Source organism: Lutimaribacter degradans, from assembly GCF_023703375.1.
GTDB lineage: Bacteria > Pseudomonadota > Alphaproteobacteria > Rhodobacterales > Rhodobacteraceae > Lutimaribacter > Lutimaribacter degradans.
In genome coordinates, this window is the sequence record NZ_JAMQGO010000005.1 from 81,485 (window position 1) to 100,351 (window position 18,867).

The 18,867-nt window shown below is 63.8% G+C and carries 16 protein-coding genes; 4 read left to right on the top strand and 12 right to left on the bottom strand.

Annotation, left to right across the window (positions count from 1 at the left end):
- Window positions 1–2,418 (bottom strand): GcvT family protein, encoded by a 2,418-nt coding sequence (locus M8744_RS09535; RefSeq protein ID WP_251414098.1) that lies wholly within the window; start codon window positions 2,416–2,418, stop codon window positions 1–3.
- Window positions 2,419–2,610: 192 nt separating this feature from the next.
- Here M8744_RS09535 and M8744_RS09540 point away from each other — a divergent pair, with 192 nt between their 5' ends.
- Window positions 2,611–5,028 carry a GcvT family protein gene (locus M8744_RS09540; protein WP_251414100.1) on the top strand — a complete coding sequence of 806 codons (2,418 nt, stop codon included), beginning with the start codon at window positions 2,611–2,613 and terminating at the stop codon, window positions 5,026–5,028.
- A gap of 113 nt (window positions 5,029–5,141) precedes the next feature.
- Here the strand turns inward: M8744_RS09540 and M8744_RS09545 are convergent, their stop codons facing one another.
- The 3 genes from M8744_RS09545 to M8744_RS09555 form a co-directional block, all read right to left on the bottom strand.
- A complete protein-coding gene (locus M8744_RS09545) occupies window positions 5,142–5,354 on the bottom strand; it encodes a hypothetical protein (protein ID WP_251414103.1) in 213 nt (70 codons plus the stop codon).
- Window positions 5,351–6,508 (bottom strand): aromatic ring-hydroxylating oxygenase subunit alpha, encoded by a 1,158-nt coding sequence (locus M8744_RS09550; RefSeq protein WP_251414105.1) that lies wholly within the window; start codon window positions 6,506–6,508, stop codon window positions 5,351–5,353. The genes M8744_RS09545 and M8744_RS09550 overlap by 4 nt, the downstream gene beginning before the upstream one ends.
- Window positions 6,509–6,603: 95 nt before the next feature.
- Window positions 6,604–7,413, bottom strand: a complete 810-nt coding sequence (locus tag M8744_RS09555; RefSeq protein WP_251414107.1) for a helix-turn-helix domain-containing protein — start codon at window positions 7,411–7,413, stop codon at window positions 6,604–6,606.
- A 230-nt stretch (window positions 7,414–7,643) separates the two neighbouring features.
- Here M8744_RS09555 and M8744_RS09560 point away from each other — a divergent pair, with 230 nt between their 5' ends.
- On the top strand, window positions 7,644–7,994 hold the full coding sequence (locus M8744_RS09560) for a hypothetical protein (RefSeq protein ID WP_251414109.1): 351 nt from the start codon (window positions 7,644–7,646) through the stop codon (window positions 7,992–7,994).
- Between the two features lie 18 nt (window positions 7,995–8,012).
- On the opposite strand, the gene ilvN is transcribed toward M8744_RS09560, so the two are convergent.
- From ilvN to M8744_RS09590, 6 genes are all read right to left on the bottom strand, one after another.
- Window positions 8,013–8,573 carry an acetolactate synthase small subunit gene (ilvN, locus tag M8744_RS09565; protein WP_251414128.1) on the bottom strand — a complete coding sequence of 187 codons (561 nt, stop codon included), beginning with the start codon at window positions 8,571–8,573 and terminating at the stop codon, window positions 8,013–8,015.
- A gap of 104 nt (window positions 8,574–8,677) precedes the next feature.
- Window positions 8,678–10,432: an acetolactate synthase 3 large subunit gene (locus tag M8744_RS09570; RefSeq protein ID WP_251414134.1), complete on the bottom strand. Its 1,755-nt coding sequence runs from the start codon at window positions 10,430–10,432 to the stop codon at window positions 8,678–8,680.
- Between the two features lie 302 nt (window positions 10,433–10,734).
- Entirely contained in the window at window positions 10,735–11,556 is an 822-nt protein-coding gene (locus M8744_RS09575; RefSeq protein ID WP_251414150.1) for an arginyltransferase, read from the bottom strand.
- Between the two features lie 78 nt (window positions 11,557–11,634).
- On the bottom strand, window positions 11,635–12,078 hold the full coding sequence (locus M8744_RS09580; RefSeq protein WP_251414153.1) for an RDD family protein: 444 nt from the start codon (window positions 12,076–12,078) through the stop codon (window positions 11,635–11,637).
- Window positions 12,079–12,154: 76 nt separating this feature from the next.
- On the bottom strand, window positions 12,155–12,589 hold the full coding sequence (locus M8744_RS09585) for a DUF2852 domain-containing protein (protein ID WP_251414155.1): 435 nt from the start codon (window positions 12,587–12,589) through the stop codon (window positions 12,155–12,157).
- A 105-nt stretch (window positions 12,590–12,694) separates the two neighbouring features.
- The gene (locus tag M8744_RS09590) at window positions 12,695–13,162 is read right to left on the bottom strand and encodes a YbaK/EbsC family protein (protein ID WP_251414157.1); all 468 of its coding nucleotides are present in this window, start codon (window positions 13,160–13,162) and stop codon (window positions 12,695–12,697) included.
- A 174-nt stretch (window positions 13,163–13,336) separates the two neighbouring features.
- Here M8744_RS09590 and glnE point away from each other — a divergent pair, with 174 nt between their 5' ends.
- Both glnE and M8744_RS09600 read left to right on the top strand, forming a co-directional pair.
- Complete coding sequence (gene glnE, locus M8744_RS09595) at window positions 13,337–16,129, top strand: bifunctional [glutamate--ammonia ligase]-adenylyl-L-tyrosine phosphorylase/[glutamate--ammonia-ligase] adenylyltransferase (protein WP_251414160.1); 2,793 nt, start codon at window positions 13,337–13,339, stop codon at window positions 16,127–16,129.
- A complete protein-coding gene (locus M8744_RS09600; RefSeq protein WP_251414163.1) occupies window positions 16,126–16,410 on the top strand; it encodes a hypothetical protein in 285 nt (94 codons plus the stop codon). The genes glnE and M8744_RS09600 overlap by 4 nt, the downstream gene beginning before the upstream one ends.
- On the opposite strand, the gene eda is transcribed toward M8744_RS09600, so the two are convergent.
- Both eda and edd read right to left on the bottom strand, forming a co-directional pair.
- Complete coding sequence (gene eda / locus M8744_RS09605) at window positions 16,407–17,042, bottom strand: bifunctional 4-hydroxy-2-oxoglutarate aldolase/2-dehydro-3-deoxy-phosphogluconate aldolase (protein WP_251414697.1); 636 nt, start codon at window positions 17,040–17,042, stop codon at window positions 16,407–16,409. The two genes, M8744_RS09600 and eda, sit on opposite strands and share 4 nt — an antisense overlap.
- A gap of 2 nt (window positions 17,043–17,044) precedes the next feature.
- Window positions 17,045–18,850 carry a phosphogluconate dehydratase gene (gene edd, locus M8744_RS09610; protein WP_251414178.1) on the bottom strand — a complete coding sequence of 602 codons (1,806 nt, stop codon included), beginning with the start codon at window positions 18,848–18,850 and terminating at the stop codon, window positions 17,045–17,047.
- Between the last annotated feature and the right edge of the window lie 17 nt (window positions 18,851–18,867).

The window sequence follows — 18,867 nt, forward strand, 5'->3', positions numbered from 1 at the left end:
TCAACCCCGCATCCGGCTGCCGTCGGGGTCGAACAGCGGCGCCAACTGGCGGCGGGCGGTGCACATCTCGCCCAGAATTTCGATCTCGACCTCAAGGTCATGGGTGATCTTGTCCACCGGCACGAAACCGAAGGCGATGGATTTGCCCATGTGGTGCGAATAACCGCCCGAGGTGCAAAAACCCACCACAGCCCCATCAAGCCAGATCGGTTCATAGGCCACGACATCGGCATCTTTCACCGCGACCTCGAAGGTCAGCAAGCGCCGCGCCGGGCCGCTGTCCCGCTCGGCCCGGGCGGCGGCGCGGCCAATGAAATCGGCGTCTTTCTTCCAGGCGATGAAGCGGTCCATTCCGGTTTCGGCGGGGGTATAATCAGGGCAGAACTCGGCCCCCCAACTGCCAAAATGCTTGTCGAGCCGCAGCGACATCATTGCGCGCATCCCGAAGGGGCGCATGCCCCAGGGTTTTCCGGCCTCCCACAGGGTGTGCCACAGCGCACGCTGGGCCATCGGGTCGCAATAAATCTCGAAACCCAGGTCGCCGGTATAGCTGACGCGCTGGACCAGGCAATCTGCCATGCCAAGGGTTGCGTGGCGCAGGTCCATGAAACGCATATCCGACAGGTCGCTGCGCGTGCAGGCGGCCAGAACCTCGCGCGCCTTGGGGCCTGCGACCTGGAACCCGGTCAGCCGGTCGCTGATGTTTTCCACCCGCACGCCCGGCGCCTCGTTCCTTTCGAACCACCGCATGTGGAAGGCCTGCGCGCCGTAGCTGGCGGTAAGCTGAAAGGTTTCCTCGTTCAGGCAGGACACGGTGAAATCGCCCATCAGCCGCCCGGCAGGCGACAGCATCGGCGTCAGTGACAGGCGCCCGGGCGCGGGTATGCGGCCGGCCATGACCCGATCCAGCCAGGCCCGCGCGCCGGGGCCGGTGACCATGTATTTGCCGAAATTATGCACCTCGTTGATGCCCACGCAGCCGCGCACCGCCGCTACCTCGCGCGCGGTGGCATCCCACGCGTTCGAACGCCGGAACGACGGGGTCTCAAAGCGCGGCTCGTCGGCCTCGGCAAAGTAATTCACCACTTCCAGACCGTATTGCGCGCCCCAGACGGCGCCCATCTGGTCGAAGATGTCGTACATCGGTGTCTGCCGGAACGGGCGCGCAGCGGGCAGCTCCTCGTTCGGGTAGCTGACGGAAAACCGTTTCTGGTAGTTTTCAATCACCTTGGGGCGGGTATAGCCCGGCGTGATCCAGTCGCCGAAGCGGGCGCAATCCATGGCGAAAGTGTCACGCTCGGTCTCGCCCTCGACCATCCATTGCGCCAGCATCAGCCCCACGCCGCCGCCTTGCGAAAAGCCGGCCATGACCGCGCAGGCCGACCAGTAATTGCGCATTCCCGGCACCGGCCCGACCAGCGGGTTGCCATCGGGGGCAAAGGTGAACGGCCCGTGGATGACCGATTTGACACCTGCCTTTTCAAGCGCGGGAAAGCGGCGATAGGCAAAGGCAATGCTGTCTTCGATCTTTTCGAAATCGTCGGGCAACAGTTCGTGGCCGAAATCCCAGGGCGTGCCATCGACGGCCCAGGGGCGGCAGGGTTGTTCGTAGAAACCGATGCAAAGGCCCTTGCCCTCCTGGCGCAGGTAGCTTTCGCCGGCCGGGTCCATCACGTGGGGGTGTTCGCGGCCCTCGGCGGCCATGTCCAGGATCAGGGGCACATCCTCGGTGACGATATACTGGTGCTCCATCGGGTGCAGCGGGAAATAGACGCCGGCCATCGCGCCCAGCTCGCGCGCCCAAAGGCCGGCGGCGTTGACCAGGTGTTCGGCGTGGATCGTGCCTTTTTCCGTCACGACATCCCATGTGCCATCGGCGCGCTGGGTTGTGGCGACCACCTTGCAGTGGGTTTCGATCGTGGCCCCGCGCATGCGCGCGGCCCTGGCATAGGCGTGGGTTGTGCCCGACGGGTCAAGATGCCCGTCCAGCGGATCGTAGAGCCCGCCGATAACGCCATCGAGGTTGGTGACCGGCGCGATTTTCGCGATCTCTTCGGGGCCGACGATCTCGGTCTCGAGCCCCATGTAGCGGTGCTTGGCGCGTTCGGCCAGGAACATGTCCATACGTTCAGGGGTGTCGGCCAGCGTCACGCCGCCAACGTGGTGCAACCCGCAAGACATGCCGGTGATCTCTTCGAGCTCTTTGTAGAGCCGGATCGTGTAGCCCTGCAGAGCGGCCATGTTCGTATCGCCGTTGAGCGTGTGAAACCCGCCCGCCGCGTGCCAGGTGCTGCCCGAGGTCAGGTCGCTGCGTTCGATCAGCATCACGTCGGACCAGCCCAGTTTCGTGAGGTGATACAGAACGCTACAGCCGACAACGCCGCCGCCGATCACGGCCACTCGGGTGGTGGTTTTCATCTGCCTTATCTCCCTGTCGCTTTACCGCAGGCTTTCCTGTCCGGGGATGTCCCGCAAGCCAAAAGACGACACTTTGCGTCGCGCAGGGCAAATGCCGACTTGTATCAGCGCGACGAAACATGTCGGGATCGGGCAATTATCGCGCCGGGAATCCGTCAATCTGAGCCTAAACGCGGACCAAGGGATGCCAAGATGAAGACCCATGCCCAAGCTGTCGTGATCGGCGGCGGTGTAATCGGATGCTCGATCCTCTATCACCTGACCAAGCTGGGCTGGCACGACGTGGTGCTGCTGGAGCGTGACGAACTGACAAGTGGTAGCACCTGGCACGCGGCTGCCAATATCCACGGGCTGCATGACAGTGCCAATATCAGCCGCCTGCAACACTATACCATGACGCTCTACAACGCGCTCGAGGCCGAAACAGGCCAAAGCTGCGGCGTGTTCCAGCCTGGCAGTCTGTACCTGGCCCAGACCGAGAACCGCGAACACCAACTGCGCCTGCAAGAGGCCAAGGCGCGCCTTTACGGCATGAATTTCCACGAAATATCCCGCGACGAGGCCGAGCGCCTGCACCCCTTGGTGAATTTCGATGGCATCCGTTGCATCATGTATGAACCCGATGGCGGCAATGTCGACCCTTCGGGCGTGACGAATGCCTACGCGGTGGGCGCGCGCCAGCGCGGTGCCGAGATCCATCGGTTCACGCCCGTCACCGCCACCGAGGCGCAGGCAGATGGCACATGGATCGTGCGCACGCCCAAGGGCGATATCCGCACCGGCTGGGTGATCAACGCCGCCGGTCTTTGGGGGCGCGAGGTGGCGCGGCTTGCAGGGATCGAAGTGCCGCTGCAACCCACCGAACACCAGTATTTCGTCACCGAAACGATCGAGCAGATCGCTGGGCTGGACCGGCGCTTGCCCTCGGTTGCCGACCGTGACGGCGAATATTACCTTAGACAAGAGGGCAAGGGCCTGCTGATCGGCGCCTATGAACGCGACATGCGCTTTTGGGCCGAAGACGGCACGCCGCTGGATTTTGCCCATGACCTGTTCCCCGACGATCTGGAACGGATCATGGAAAACGTCATGCGCGCGATGGAGCGTGTGCCCGCCGCGGCCGAGGCGGGCGTGAAACGCGTGATCAACGGCCCGATGATCTGGTCGCCCGACAGCAACGTGATACTCGGCCCGGTGCCCGAGCTGCGCAATTATTTCATGTGCGGCGGTATCATCCCCGGATTCAGCCAGTCGGCGGGAATGGGGCTGATGGCGGCGCAATGGATCACGCAAGGGGAAATGGAATACGACATGTTCCCCTGGGACATCGCGCGGTTCGGCCTGTGGGCCATTAACCGCGATTTCGTCAAGGCCAAGGTGCGCGATGTCTATGCCCATCGGTTCGCCATCCATTACCCGGGCGAAGAACGTGCCGCCGGCCGCCCCCTGCGCACGCGCCCTGCCTACCGCATGCAGCGCGACATGGGCGCGGTGATGGGGCTGAACTATGGTTGGGAACATCCGCTCTACTTTGATGCCGATACCCCCGACAGTGCGGGGTTTACGCGGCAACCGTGGTGGGACAGCGTCGGCCGCGAGGCACGGATGTTGCGCGACGCGGCGGGCATCATCGACATATCGAATTTTGCCAAGTACCGGGTGCAGGGGCCGGGTGCCGAAAACTGGCTGAACGCCGTTTTCGCCAACCGCATGCCGCGCGCGGTGGGGCGGTCCTGCCTGACGCCGCTGATCGGCAAGCGCGGTGGTATCGCGGGGGATGCCACGGTCACGCGCCTGGCCGAGGACGAGTTCCTGGTGATCAGTTCGGGCATGGCCGAGCGCTATCACGGGCGGTTCTTCCGGCAGGTGCCGCTGCCCGAGCGCACGCGTTGCGACAGCGTGACCGAGGCATTGTGCGGCTTCAACGTGGCGGGTCCAGGATCGCGCGACCTGATCCAGCGATTGACCAATGCCTCGCTCGCGACGCCGGATTTTCCGTTCATGCGCTCGCAACGTATCACCGTTGCGGGTGTCGACGTGGTGGCCTTGCGGGTCAGTTTCACCGGCGATCTCGGGTGGGAGCTGCATTGCGCCGCCGAAGATCAGGTCGCGCTATACACCGCGCTGCTCGAGGCGGGCCGCGACCTTGGCGCCGGCCCCGTGGGCAGCCGCGCGTTGATGAGCCTGCGCATCGAAAAGGGCTATGGCTCTTGGTCGCGCGAGTTCAGCCCCGAATACTGGCCGCAAGAGGTTGGACTGGCGCCCCTGGTCAAGATGGACAAGGCGTTCCTGAACAAGTCGGCCGTGGCCGAGGTGTTGGCAAAGCCCGCGCGCGAAAGGCTTGTCGTGCTTGAACTCGACTCCGACAGCGTCACCGCCAGCAATGCCGACGCGACGGGCGGCGAGCCTATTTTCAAGAACGGGCAGGGCATCGGGCGGGTAACCTCGGGCGCCTATGGTTACAGCGTTGGCAAATCCCTGGCCCTGGGGTTTGTCAGCAACGCGGCCCCCGGCGACCGGGTCGAGGTGATGGTTCTGGGCCGCCCGCATGGTGCGACCATCTTGCCCGAACCACCCTTCGACCCGGCGGGCGAAAAGTTGCGCGCCTGAAGCCTGCGCGCGCCTCTCGTTTCCTCTCTCGAGAAATATCCCGGGGGTTTGGGGGCAGAGCCCCCAATACCAAAACGAATAGCGTGTGGCGCAGCCACGTCGCTGGCTCGGCGTTACTCTTCGCGCCCCGCCGCCTTCAGCCGCCCGTGCAACGCGGCTGCCTCGGGCGCCCCGGCCTCCAGCGCAAAGACATAGGCATGGGTCAGGTAGAAACAGGCGGCGTCAAAGTCGTTCACGCTGTCGCCGGCCTCGGTATACAGGCCGATCAAGGCGGCGCGATCTTCCCGCGCATGGGCTGCCAGCAAGCGGCCGTCCAGGTCGCTCATTGCGCGGCCCGCCCGGTGGTGGCGCGATGGATGTTGATCTTGGCCGCCACCCAGTCGTGAAAGCAATGTGTGGGCCCGTCCATCGCGGGGCTGAACCGCCCGCCATCGAACAGCGGTGCGTGGCGACCGCGCTGCATGCCCTCGACCACGAAAATGTCTTCTTCGAACACGGTCTTCCAAAGCTGGGTATTGCGCGCGCGCATGCCTTCGTCGGTGTCGGGCTGCGTATAGTAAAGGTGGACGTTCTCGACCGTTCGTTCCGGGCCCTGTGGCAGAAGAACGATGGCAAAGGCATGGTCACGATGCACGCCCAGCAGCACGTTGGGATAGATCGCCAGATATTCGGCGGCAGTATCCCACTTGTCGCTCAACCCGGCGGAATCCGGAAATGTCTGGCCGTGTTCATTGCGCAACTGGCGATAGACCAGCGTGCCCTGGCCGGAATACTCGCCGGGTTTCTCGATGTTGTAATGATCTTCCAGTCGGGAATAGCTGTTGAGCCCGGGATGCACCCAGGGCAGGTGGTAGCTTTCGCAATAATTTTCGACCGCCAGTTTCCAGTTGCTGGCCACCTCAAGCTGGAACTTGCTGTTGGTGCCCCCGTGATACATCGGCTTGTCGAACTCGTGCCAGCGGGCCAGCACATCGGCCATCGCGTCGTTGAATTCGGGCGCGTCGCCCGAGACATTGATCCAGACAACGTCGAACCAGACATGGCAGCGAATTTCCACCAGGCCCAGTTCCGACCGGTTTACCGCGTCATGCGTGTTACGCCCCGGCCCGCCCACATGCGGCGTGCTGACCAGGCGGCCATCGGTTGCATAGCACCACGAATGATAGGGGCAGCGGATCGCACCTTCGATCTTGCGGGGTTCCTCGACCAGGATCATGCCGCGGTGACGGCACGTGTTCTGGAACACCCGAACGGCGCCGGATTTGTCGCGCAACAGCAAAAGCGGCATGCCAAGGAAATCGATCGGCACGGCATCGCCCGGTTCGGGCACATCCGCCGCAACCGCCAGCCCGGCCCATTGTGAAAACAGAAGTGCGTGCTTTTCTTCATCGAAAACGGCCATGTCGACATAGTGCGCGTTCGGCAGGCCATTGGCCTGATCGACCGGGCGACGCACCGTTTCAAGCTGTGTCAAAGTCATCCGTGCCTCCTGCCTTGCGATGCCAGGCAGGATAGGCGCGTTTTCGGGGTGGCTATAGCCCGCATGCGACGCGCGTGTGTCGCAAACCTGTCGGATCAGGCGATGGGTTGGTCGTCTTGCAGAAGCCGCAGGTGATGTTCCAAAAGATCTTCGGCACCGCAATACCCCGCGTGCCGTGCCGTTTGCAGTATGGCATGGGTGGCGGTGCCCAGGTGTTCGTAAACAAGGCGCGAAAAGCGCCGCCCCGCCGATTGGCTGCGTACCGTGCGCGCCACGTACCCTTCCCAATAGTTGTTTTCATAAGAGGCAACCGGTGAAAGAAAGTTGAAACTTCCGGTCATGCCCCCCCGCCGCGAGATCAGGATGGAAATCCCGTCATCCTGCCGCAGAACGGCACCGCGAAATTCGCGGTGGGCGAGCGGGGTGTCGGACAGGCCCTGTTGGCGCAGCGCCTCGCGCGGTTCCAAGCCGCGCATGAAGGTGTGCCCGTTTTGGCGCCGCACGATGACAAGGCCCTGAACAAAGCGGCTGTCATCCAGCAGACCGCGCCGCGAGAACCGGTAGAACCCCGAGGGAAACATGCTTTCGGGCACATGGGTGGCCTTGGGGCCCAACCAATCGCGCAGGTAGCTGTGTGAAAGCTGCCCGGATTCGGACATTTCAAGCTGATCGAGCGGTATGAGCAATATCCGCGCATCGACATCGAAAAATGCGCAGATCCGTGCCAGGATATCCGGCCGGGGAAAGCTTTCGCCCGAAAGGTAGCGGTTGAACTGGGTTCGGTTCACCCCAAGCGTGCGGCACAGCGCGGTGACGGAGGGATAGGTGCTTGTCAGCGTTCTGAGGTTTTCGCCGAACACGCCGCGCAGCTCGGCGGGGGATTTCGGCTGCTTGTTACCAGTCATGGCTTCGATCGTTTTATGTCTGCTCTTGTCGATGATTTGCACAGCCAAGGGTATAGCGCCACACGAAATACACGAATACTGACGCTAATCCGCAAAACCCTGACGCTAAAGCGCGTCAGTTCCGATCCTTTTTGACACAAATGCTAACGGTCCGGTGCTGAATTTTTCATATTCTACTTTTGATTGTTTCGTCAGTATTGACGTAGGGGAAGAAAATTGGGGACCTGGAAATGTACGGGGTAGTACTTTGGTGTTCGGCCGACAGCCGAAAAGCAGTGATCTGGTGCGAAGATCATGGTGATCTTGCATTTTACGAGGACGTGGCGGCCCAAACGGCGCTTGATCCGGGGGATCTCGTGAAATTTCGTTCGGAGCAGACGCGGCGTCGACGGCTTGCCCGCGACCTTGAATTGATCGAACAAGACAGGTTTCGCAACCTGCCCGATGACCTGAAAGCCGCGGGGCGGGTTCATCCCGCGTCAAACACGCCGGAAAACGGCAAGGTCGTTCGCCTGTGCAATGGCCGTGATGCGCGTGGGGCGCAGGCAAAACCCGCGCCGCGGCAGCTTGTGGGCGTATAACGCGCCCTTGCGCGGTTGTCAGGCGCCGCGCGACAGGGCCGCAACGCCGGTGCGCGCGACTTCGACCAATCCCAGCGGTCGCATCAAGTCGGCGAAAGCGTCGATCTTTTCCGGCGTGCCGGTGATTTCGAACACGAAGCTTTGCAGGGTCGAATCCACGACATTGGCACGAAAGATATCGGCCAGCCGCAGCGCCTCGACGCGCTTGTCGCCGTCACCCGCGACCTTCAGCAGGGCAAGTTCGCGCTCGACGCTGGGGCCCTCGACTGTCAGATCGTGCACGTCATGCACCGGCACGATGCGGCCCAACTGTGCCTTGATCTGTTCGATCACCTGCGGCGTGCCGGTCGTCACCACGGTGATGCGGCTTAGCCCGCTGGCGTGGTCCACCTCGGCCACTGTCAGGCTTTCGATGTTGTAGCCGCGCGCCGAGAACAGGCCGATCACACGCGCCAGAACGCCCGCCTCGTTGTCGACGAGCACCGCCAGCGTGTGACGCTCCTGGGTGTCCGAGAAATTGGGCCGCAGGTTATAGGCCGAATGCTTGGACGAGCCTTTCTTGATCTGAAGTGCGGACATGGTTCTGGTTCCCTCGCTTCGGCCCGAGGCCGGAATGGTCGTGGATGGCCGGGCCAAGCCTTCATCAAGGCCTGGCCCGATTTCCTGTTAAAGAAATCGGTGCGTCAAACAAGCACCGCGCCCGAGCTGCCGATCGCGTCCTTGGTGCTGGCCTCGCCCAGCAGCATCTTGTTATGCGGCGCGCCCGACGGGATCATGGGGAAGCAGTTTTCGTGCTTTTCCACCAGGCAGTCGAAAATCACCGGCCCGTCATGGTTGATCATCTCCATGATCGCATCGTCCAGGTCGGCGGGGTCGCTGCAGATGATGCCCTTGGCCCCGAAGGCCTCGGCCAGTTTCACGAAATCGGGCAGCGCCTCGGACCACGAGTGGCTGTACCTCTCACCATGCAGAAGCTCTTGCCACTGGCGCACCATGCCAAGGCGTTCGTTGTTCAGGATGAATTGCTTGACCGGCAACCGGAACTGCACGGCGGTTCCCATTTCCTGCATGTTCATCAACCACGATGCTTCGCCCGCGACATTGATAACCAGCGCGTCGGGATGGGCCATTTGCACGCCGATCGAGGCCGGAAAGCCGTAGCCCATCGTGCCCAGCCCGCCCGATGTCATCCAGCGGTTGGGCTCTTCAAAGCCCAGGTACTGCGCGGCCCACATCTGGTGCTGTCCGACCTCGGTGCAGATATACCGGTCGTGCCCCTTGGTCAGTTCTTCGAGCCGCTGCAAGGCGTATTGCGGTTTGATGGCCGGGCCGTTCTGCTTGAAGGCCAGGCAATCGACCTTGCGCCATTCCTCGATCTGCGCCCACCATTTGGCCAGCCCCTCGCGGTTGGTCTTGCGCCCGCGCGCTTTCCAGACCTTCAGCAGGTCTTCCAGCACGTGGCCCACATCGCCCACGATGGGAATGTCGACGCGGATCACCTTGTTGATCGACGAGGGATCAATGTCGATATGCGCCTTTTTCGAGTTCGGGCTGAACGCGTCGATGCGGCCGGTGATACGGTCATCGAAGCGCGCGCCGATGTTGATCATCAGGTCGCAATCATGCATCGCCATGTTCGCCTCGTAGAGGCCATGCATTCCCAGCATCCCCAGCCATTTCTGGCCCGATGCGGGATAGGCGCCCAGCCCCATCAGTGTCGAGGTGATGGGAAAGCCCGTCGCATCGACAAGCTCGCGCAGCAGCTGGCTGGCGCCGGGGCCCGAATTGATCACGCCGCCACCGGTGTAGAAGACCGGGCGCTTGGCGGTTTCCAGCGCCTCGACCAGTTCGGTTATGGCGTCCATGTCACCCTTGACGCGGGGCGCGTAGTGGCTGGTTCGTACCTGCTTTGGCGGGGTATATGTCGCGCTGGCAAACTGCACGTCCTTGGGAATGTCAACCAGCACCGGGCCGGGCCGGCCGCTGGTGGCAACGTGGAAGGCCTCGTGCAGAACGTGGGGCAGGCGCTCGGTATCCTTGACCAGCCAGTTGTGCTTTGTGCACGAACGCGTGATGCCCACGGTGTCGGCCTCCTGGAACGCGTCCGAGCCGATCATGAAGGTCGGCACCTGGCCGGTCAGAACGACGATCGGGATCGAATCCAGCAATGCATCTGTCAGCCCCGTTACCGCGTTGGTCGCCCCCGGGCCCGAAGTCACAAGGCAGACGCCCGGCTTGCCGGTTGCGCGGGCATAGCCTTCGGCGGCATGCACGGCGCCCTGTTCGTGGCGCACCAGGATGTGGCGAATCCCGTTTTGCTGAAAAATTTCGTCATAAATGGGTAGCACTGCCCCGCCTGGATACCCGAATACGACGTCCACGCCCTGGTCCTTGAGGGCCTGAACAACCATTTTCGCTCCGGTCATCTGACGTGTCATGTGCTTGCTCCGTCTATCAACGTCTTGTCATGCGCAAAGAAAAGCCCCCGAGGATCAGTCGGGGGCGCATGGGGTTCCATTATGGTGTCCGTTACCGGCCCATGCGCCATTTTCCCAGAATAATTACTACCTTGGTCATCGGTCTGGTCTCCTTCACGTGCGCACGGTTTTAAGGAGGGGCGTGCAGGGCGTCAACATCCGAAATGGCGAATTTTATGTCTCTGGCGGCGTTTCTGGCGAATTTTTGTTGCGCAATCTCTGCGCGCCGCGTCAGGAATGGGTTTTGCGACGGTGTTTCGCTCTCATCCCTTGGCCGGTTGCGCGCCCGGGAGCGAGATATTCGCCACCTGTTCGGCAATCGGATCGGTGTTCAGCGGGTGAAGCTCGGATGAGTAATCGGCCGGGTTGCGCATCCTTTCCCAGCGGTTGCCGACATAAAGTTCGACCCCGGCAAATTTTGCCTTGTAGCCCATCTTGGGGCTGCCCGGCACCCAGTAGCCCAGGTAGACGAAGGGCAAGCCGGCCTCGCGCGCGATCTCGATATGATCGAGGATGATATAGGTGCCCAGCGATGCCTTGCTACGGTCGGGGTCGTAGAAGGAATAGACAAGGCTTACCCCGTCATCTAGGACGTCGGTCAGGCATACGGCGGCCAGCGCGTCGTTTTCGCGGTCGGTATATTCCACGACCCGGGTGCGGATCGGCGTCTCTTCGATCATGGCGGCGAATTCGAAGACGTCCATATCGGCCATGCCGCCATCGGCGTGCCGGCTTTCAAGGTAGCGGCGGAACAGTTCGTATTGCTCTTCGGTGGCCCAAGGCGACGTGGCGTTGCGCGCCAGCCCGGCATTGCGTCGCACCGCGCGTTTCTGGCTTTTCGTCGGTGTGAAATCAGCCACGCGGATGCGCGCCGACATGCAGGCCGCGCAATCTGTGCAGGACGGGCGGTAAAGCACGTTTTGCGACCGCCGGAACCCCTGCTTTGACAGGGTGTCGTTCAGGCGTTCGGCCCCGTCGCCTTGCAGCGCGGTGAACAATTTGCGCTCCATCCGCCCGTCAAGATACGGGCAGGGTTGCGGAGCCGTCACATAGAACTGTGGCGCGATGGGTAATGTGTGCTGCATGAGATCCGCTCGTCGTTCGCCTGAAGCAAAGACTAGCCCACAGTTTTCGATCCGCCAAGGGTTTGCGCGAGCGCGTGATTAGCGCCGTGCGCGCCGGTTCAGCGCGACGCTGCCCAGCACCTTGTCGCTCAGGCCCTGGCCCCGTTCATCGACCAGCATCATCACCACCGAGATCGCCTGCGCCACGAATACACCCATCGACACCGTGAAGCCCACGGTGTGCAAAACGGCGGTCAGCGCGTCGAAGGGCCGCCCGTCATGGGTGCGAAACTCGATCGCCATCAGTCGCATTCCCAGCGTGGCAGACCGATTGGCAAGTGTCACGACGCGATAGGCCGTTCCCACCACCAGCATCAGGATCGGGAAAAAGAAAATCCCGGTGAAGGCCGTGAAAGGCAGGATCACCAGGCAGCCGATCACGATGATTACCGTGTCGATCACGAAGGCCAGCAACCGCTTCATCGGCACATCGGCATAGAATTCGGGCTGCAGGTGAGGGTCGGGCAGGGCGGAATATGTCATCGGACACCAGAATGAAGAGCAATGGGACGGCCCGCAAGGGCGGGCCTGTCCGGGGTGTTGCCAGGAACGGCGGAGATCATTCGCCCTGCGCGTCTTCGCGGGGGGCGCGGCGGGCCTCTTTCGCGCGGTCGTCCATGAACTGGTCGAACTCGGCCTTGTCCCTGGCAGCGCGCAGGCGTTGAAGGAAGGTTTCGAACTGTTCCTGCTCTTCCTCGAGTCGTTGCAGCGTGTCGGCCTTGTAGGCGTCAAACGCGGTGTTGCCGCTGGGTTTCATCGCGCCGAAAGCGTGGCGCGTCATCGGGTTGTGGCGGCTGCAGGATTTTCCGAACATGCGTTTGCTCCAGATCATGTAGGCAAGAAGGGCAAGGCCGATGGGCCAGAATACGATGAAGCCCAGAACCATGGCGGCAATCCAGGCGCCTTTGCCCCGGTCATCCAGCCATGTCTCGGCACGTGCCAGCCAACTGGCGGGGCGCGAAAGCGCATGGGTGCAGGTTTCGGCGGTTGTCATGTCTCTCTCCGTTCAGGTGATGTAAATGCCGTTCACATCAAAGGAGATGGGACCGCGCCGCCGTCCGTGCAAGGGTTTATGTAAATCTTTTTTACATTGTCGGCATCAGGCCGTGAAATCGGCAACCTGCGCGCCGCTCAACCGGGCCAGGTCGGCGGAGTGCAGGGGGAATACGTGGCGCGGGGTGCCAGCGGCGGCCCAAATGATGTCGAATTCCAGCAGCCGGGGGTCGGCCCAGGCGCGGATCGGGTTCAGATGTCCGACCGGGCTGACCCCGCCGATGGCAAAGCCCGTTTGCGCCCGCACGGCGGCCGCATCGGCACGGTCCAGCGTTTCTCCGGCCAGCGTTCCGGCCTTTGCCGCGTCAACCTGGTTGCCGCCTGCCGTCAGGAACAACAGGCATTGGCCGCTGTCATGGCCCTGAAAGATGATGGATTTCGCGATCTGATCCAGCGTGCAGCCCACGGCATCGGCGGCCTCTTGCGCGGTGCGCGCACCATCGGTTTCGCGAATGTCGGGGGTGATCCCTGCCTCTTCCAGCGCGCGGCGCACGCGGGCCATGCTCTTGCTCATCTCTCGCCCTTTCCTGTGGAACACGGGTTTTGTGTCACGATCCCCGCCAAGTTTGAAACCGTTTTCTGCCAGCCCGCAAGTATATGGCCCCGTGGGCATGTGCCTGACAAAAGCGCGTGGCCGCGCATAGACGAGCGATTGACGCCACCCGGCCTTCAACACATTGTTCCCGCCATGAGTTTCACATCCCGCATCACCCGCCTGCCGATCCCCCATGACCCCGACCGCGGCGCCGAGGCGCGCGCCGCCGTGCCGGAACTGTCGGGCGATCTTGCCACGCTTGTCGAAGGGGCCGGGGGCAGCGCGCCCTACCTGAAGGCCCTGACCGAGAAAGAGGCCGAGTGGCTGCCCGGTGCGCTGGATGACCCCGAGGCCGCGCTGGACGCGGTGTTTGCCGCCGTGCAGGACGCGGCGCCAGATGTGGTGGCAAATGTTTTGCGACAGGCCAAGCGCCGCGTGGCACTGCTGACCGCGCTGGCCGACCTGGCCGGAGTCTGGCCGCTGATGCAGGTCACCGGCGCGCTGACACGATTGGCCGACCTGGCCACCCATGCCGCGATGCGGGCCTGCGTGGGTAATGAAATTCGCCGCGGTAAACTGCCCGGTGCAACCGAAGACGATTTGGACCGCGCCGGTGGCATGGTGGCGCTTGCCATGGGCAAGATGGGCGCGGGCGAACTGAATTACAGCTCGGATATCGACCTCATTTGCCTGTTCGACGAAACGCGTTTTGACGAAGATGACTGGCACGAGGCACGCGCCAGTTTCGTGCGTGCCACCCGCAAGATGGCCGCGATGCTGAGCGACATGACCGCCGAGGGCTATGTCTTTCGCACCGACCTGCGCCTGCGGCCCGACCCCTCGGTCACGCCGGTCTGCATGTCGATGGCGGCAGCCGAAACCTATTATGAAAGCCTGGGAAGAACCTGGGAGCGCGCGGCATATATCAAGGCTCGTGCCTGCGCTGGCGACATCGACGCCGGCGAGAAGTTTCTCAAAACGCTGAGACCTTTTGTCTTTCGCAAGCACCTGGATTTCGCCGCCATCCAGGATGCCCATGACATGCGCCTGCGTATACGTGAACACAAGGGGTTGGGCGGGCCTATCACCTTGCCGGGCCACAACATGAAACTGGGACGCGGCGGTATCCGCGAGATCGAGTTCTTCACCCAGACGCGGCAATTGATCGCCGGCGGGCGCGACCCGGACTTGCGCGTGCGCGGCACGCTGGACGGGTTGGAGGTTCTGGCCCGCAAGGAATGGATACCCGGGCATGCCGCCGATGTGCTGGCCGATCACTACGTCGCCCATCGCGAGGTCGAGCATCGGTTGCAGATGATCAACGATGCGCAGACCCATGATCTGCCCACCTCGGATGACGGGTTCGCGCGGCTGGCCTGCCTGATGGGGCGCCAAGCGGATGCGTTGAAATCCGATATCCATCGCCGCCTGACCGAGGTGCATGAAGTGACCGAAAGCTTTTTCGCGCCCGATCCGCAGGCCAGCCAGGCCGAACCGCCCGCCCATGCGTTCAATCCCGAGATCCTTGACCGTTGGAAAAGCTATCCCGCGTTGCGTTCGGCGCGGGCGGTGGAAATATTCGACCGGCTCAGGCCCGATATTCTCGACCGTCTTGGCCGCACTGCCAAACCGGACGAGGCGTTGCTTGCGCTGGATGGGTTCCTGGCCGGTCTGCCTGCCGGTGTGCAACTGTTCTCGCTGTTCGAGGCCAACCCCCAGCTTATCGACCTGCTGGTGGATATCGTCGGCACGTCGCCCGCGCTGGCCGCGCATCTGTCGCGCAACTCGGGTGTGTTCGACGCGGTGATCGGGGGCGATTTCTTTGCCGAATGGCCCGGCATGGCGGCGCTGCGCGATGAACTGGCTGCGCGCATCGCGCCCGAGGACGATTACGAGCGCAAGCTGGACTCCGTGCGCCGCTGGGCGAAGGAGTGGCATTTCCGCATCGGCGTGCATCACCTGCGCGGGCTGATCGACGCCGATACTGCCGGGCGCCAGTATGCCGACCTGGCCGAGGCATGTCTTGCCGCGCTTTACCCGGTCGTCGTGGCGCAGTTCACCATCAAGCACGGGCCCCCGCCGGGGCGGGGCGCGATGGTGCTGGGCATGGGCTCGATGGGCGCGGCGCGGCTGAACGCCACCTCCGACCTGGACCTGATCGTCATCTACGATGCGGCCGGGGTCGAAAGTTCAGACGGGCGCCGGCCGTTGGCGGCGCGGGCCTATTACGCGCGCTTGACGCAGGCGATGGTGACCGCGGTGACCGCGCAGATGGCCGAGGGGCGGCTGTACGAGATCGACATGCGGCTGCGCCCCTCGGGCACGCAGGGGCCGGTGGCGACTTCGCTGGCGTCCTTTGAAAACTACCAGAAAAACGAAGCCTGGCTGTGGGAACATCTTGCGCTGACGCGTGCGCGCCCGGTGGCGGGCGAAACGGGCGTTGCCGAGGATGTCGAAAAGGTGCGCCGCGAGGCGCTGACCGTATCGCGCGACGCGGCCGGGGTTTTGAAGGATGTGCGCGATATGCGCGCGCGCATCGCCGCCGCCAAGCCGCCCGCCGGGCCCTGGGATGCCAAGCTGGGCAAGGGGCGTTTGCAGGATGTCGAACTGGTGGCCCAGGCCGGTGCCCTGCTGGGGGGAGGCACCGAACGCACGGTCGAGGCGGGGCTGGCCTGCGCGGCGGAAGCCGGATGGCTGGAAAACGACGAAATCAACGCGCTGGATGCCGCGCATGCGCTGTGCTGGAAGGTGCAGGCCGTGTCAAAACTGCTGAGCGACAAGGCATTTGATCCCGATGCCACCGGCGAGGGCGGATGTGCCATGATGTTGCGCGAAACCGGGTTCGATGATCTGGCGGCGTTGGAACGGGCGTTGACGGATTGCACCGCGGGCGCCGGGCAGATTGTGGACAAGGTGCTGGAGCGGCTGCCAAGGGGGCTGGAATGAAAAAGGGTGATGCGCTGGACCCGAAGGGGCTGATCTTCGAATCCTACCGGATCGAAGGCATCACGCCCGAGGAATGTCGCACGATCTTTCTTGACTGGGCGTTGAGCCTGCCCGAGGGGCAGGACAGCCGTACCGCGCTGGCCAGCCTGATCGACCGCTACGGGCCGGATGCGCCCGCGCATCCGATGACGCGGGTCATGCGCGAGGGGCTGGAAAAGATGGACCGCCCCCGGCGACGGGGCGGGTGGCGCAGCCGCCCGCGAGATGGTGGCCAGAGCTAAAGCGCCGCAGCCTGACGGGCCAGGTCGGTGATGGCATCGAAATCGCCTGCCGCGACCAGGGTCTTTGGCGCGACCCAGCTGCCACCGACGCACAGCACGTTGTCCAGCGCCAGGTAATCGGGCGCGTTCTCGGGGCCGATCCCGCCTGTCGGGCAAAATCGGACCTGCGGCAGTGGCGCGCCGATGGCTTTCAGCGCCTTTGCACCGCCGATTGCACCGGCTGGAAAGAATTTCTGCACGCTATAACCGCGTTCCAGAAGGGCCATTGCCTCGCTCGCGGTGGCGGCCCCGGGCAGCAAGGGCAGTTCCGCTGCCTCGCAGGCCGCAAGCAGCCGGTCGGTCGCACCTGGTGACACGGCGAATCGGGCGCCCGCGGCCTTGGCGGCGGCCACGTCTTCAGGTGTCAGCACGGTGCCCGCGCCCACGATGCCGCCCGGCACGCGCGCCATTGCGGTGATCGCATCCAGTGCGGCAGGCGTGCGCAACGTGACCTCAAGCACCGGCAGGCCCCCGGCCACAAGGGCCTTGGCCAGCGGCGCGGCCTCGTGGGCGCTGTCGACCACCAGGACCGGGATCACCGGCGCATGGCGGCACAGGCTTTCGGTGGCTTCGCTGATCTGCCGGGGTGTCATCATCAGACCACGACACCCGCGCCGGTGCTGGCAGGCCCGACGTTCCGGCGGAAGATCTCGAACAGCTCGCGCCCGATGCCATGGGTATTGGCAGACAGGTCGGGCGTGGCGGGCGCGCGGTTCAGCGCGCCCTCGGTCAACACTTCCAGCGTGCCGGCCTGTGCGTCCAGCCGCACCAGGTCACCATCGGCCAGCCGCGCCAGCGGACCGCCGGCCGCCGCCTCGGGCGCGACATGGATGGCAGCGGGCACCTTGCCGCTGGCGCCCGACATGCGCCCGTCGGTTACCAGTGCCACCTTGTGCCCGCGCCCCTGCACCACGCCCAAGGGCGGCATCAGCCCGTGCAATTCCGGCATTCCGTTGGCCTGCGGTCCCTGGAACCGCACCACCACGACCACGTCCCTGTCAAGCTCGCCGGCCTGAAAGGCTGTCTTTACCGCGTCCTGCGAGTCGAAAACGCGGGCCGGGGCCTCGATCACGTGGGTCTCTTCGGCAATGGCAGAGGTCTTGATGATCCCTTCGCCAAGGTTGCCATGCAGATAGGTCAGGCCGCCGGTTGGCTGGAACGGGTCACCCGCGGGGCGCAGGATCTTTTCGTTCAGGCTGTGATCCGTGCCCGGCCCCCATGCCACGGCGTCACCGTCCAGTTTCGGTTCCCGTGTATAGCGGTCAAGGCCCATGCCGGCGACGGTTTGCACGTCTTCGTGCAGCAGCCCGGCCTCCAGCAATTGTCCGATCAGGTAGCCCAAGCCACCAGCCGCGTGAAAATGGTTCACGTCGGCCAGGCTGTTGGGGTAGACCCGCGCCAGCATTGGCGTCACTGCGGACAGATCAGCAAAATCCTGCGGCAGCAGCTCGATCCCGGCCGCGCGCGCCATCGCGGGCAGGTGGATGACAAGGTTCGTCGACCCGCCGGTGGCCATCAGCCCCACGATCCCGTTGACGAAGGCGCGTTCGTCGAGAACGTCGCAGACCGGCGTATAGGCTTCGCCCAGCCCGGTGATCGCCAAGGCCCGCTGCGCGGCAGCGCGGGTCAGCGCCGTGCGCATGGGCGTGTTCGGGTTGACGAAACTCGCACCGGGAAGATGCAGCCCCATGAACTCCATCAACATCTGGTTGGAATTCGCCGTGCCGTAGAACGTACAGGTGCCAGGGCCGTGATAGCTGTCCATCTCGGCGCGCATCAGCGTAGCGCGATCCACCTCGCCGGCGGCGAATTTGCGTCGCACTTCGGCTTTTTCCTCGTTCGGCAGGCCGCTGGTCATCGGGCCTGCCGGCATGAAGACGCTCGGCACATGGCCGAAAGTGGCCGCGGCGATCACCAGCCCCGGCACGATCTTGTCGCAAACGCCCAGGTAGACGGCGGCGTCAAAGGTGTTGTGCGACAGCGCGACGCCGGCGGCCAGCGCGATCACGTCGCGCGAAAACAGCGACAGCTCCATCCCCGGTTGGCTTTGCGTGACCCCGTCGCACATGGCCGGAACGCCGCCTGCCACCTGTGCCGTCGCCCCGATATCGCGTGCGGCGGCGCGGATCACGTCGGGAAAGGTTTCGAACGGCTGATGGGCCGATAGCATGTCGTTATAGGCGGTCACGATGCCAAGATGCGGCGCGCGGCCCGTGGCCAGCGCCTGCTGGTCGGGGCCGGTGGCGGCATAGGCATGAGCCTGGTTCGAGCAACTCAGATGGGCGCGCTGCGGCCCGTCATCGCCCGCGCGGCGCATCCGTGACAGGTATTCGCCGCGGCGGGCCTGGCTGCGGGTGCGAATACGGTCGGTCACGCGCGCCACTGTATCGTTGAGTGCCATCTGTCCCCCCTTGGATA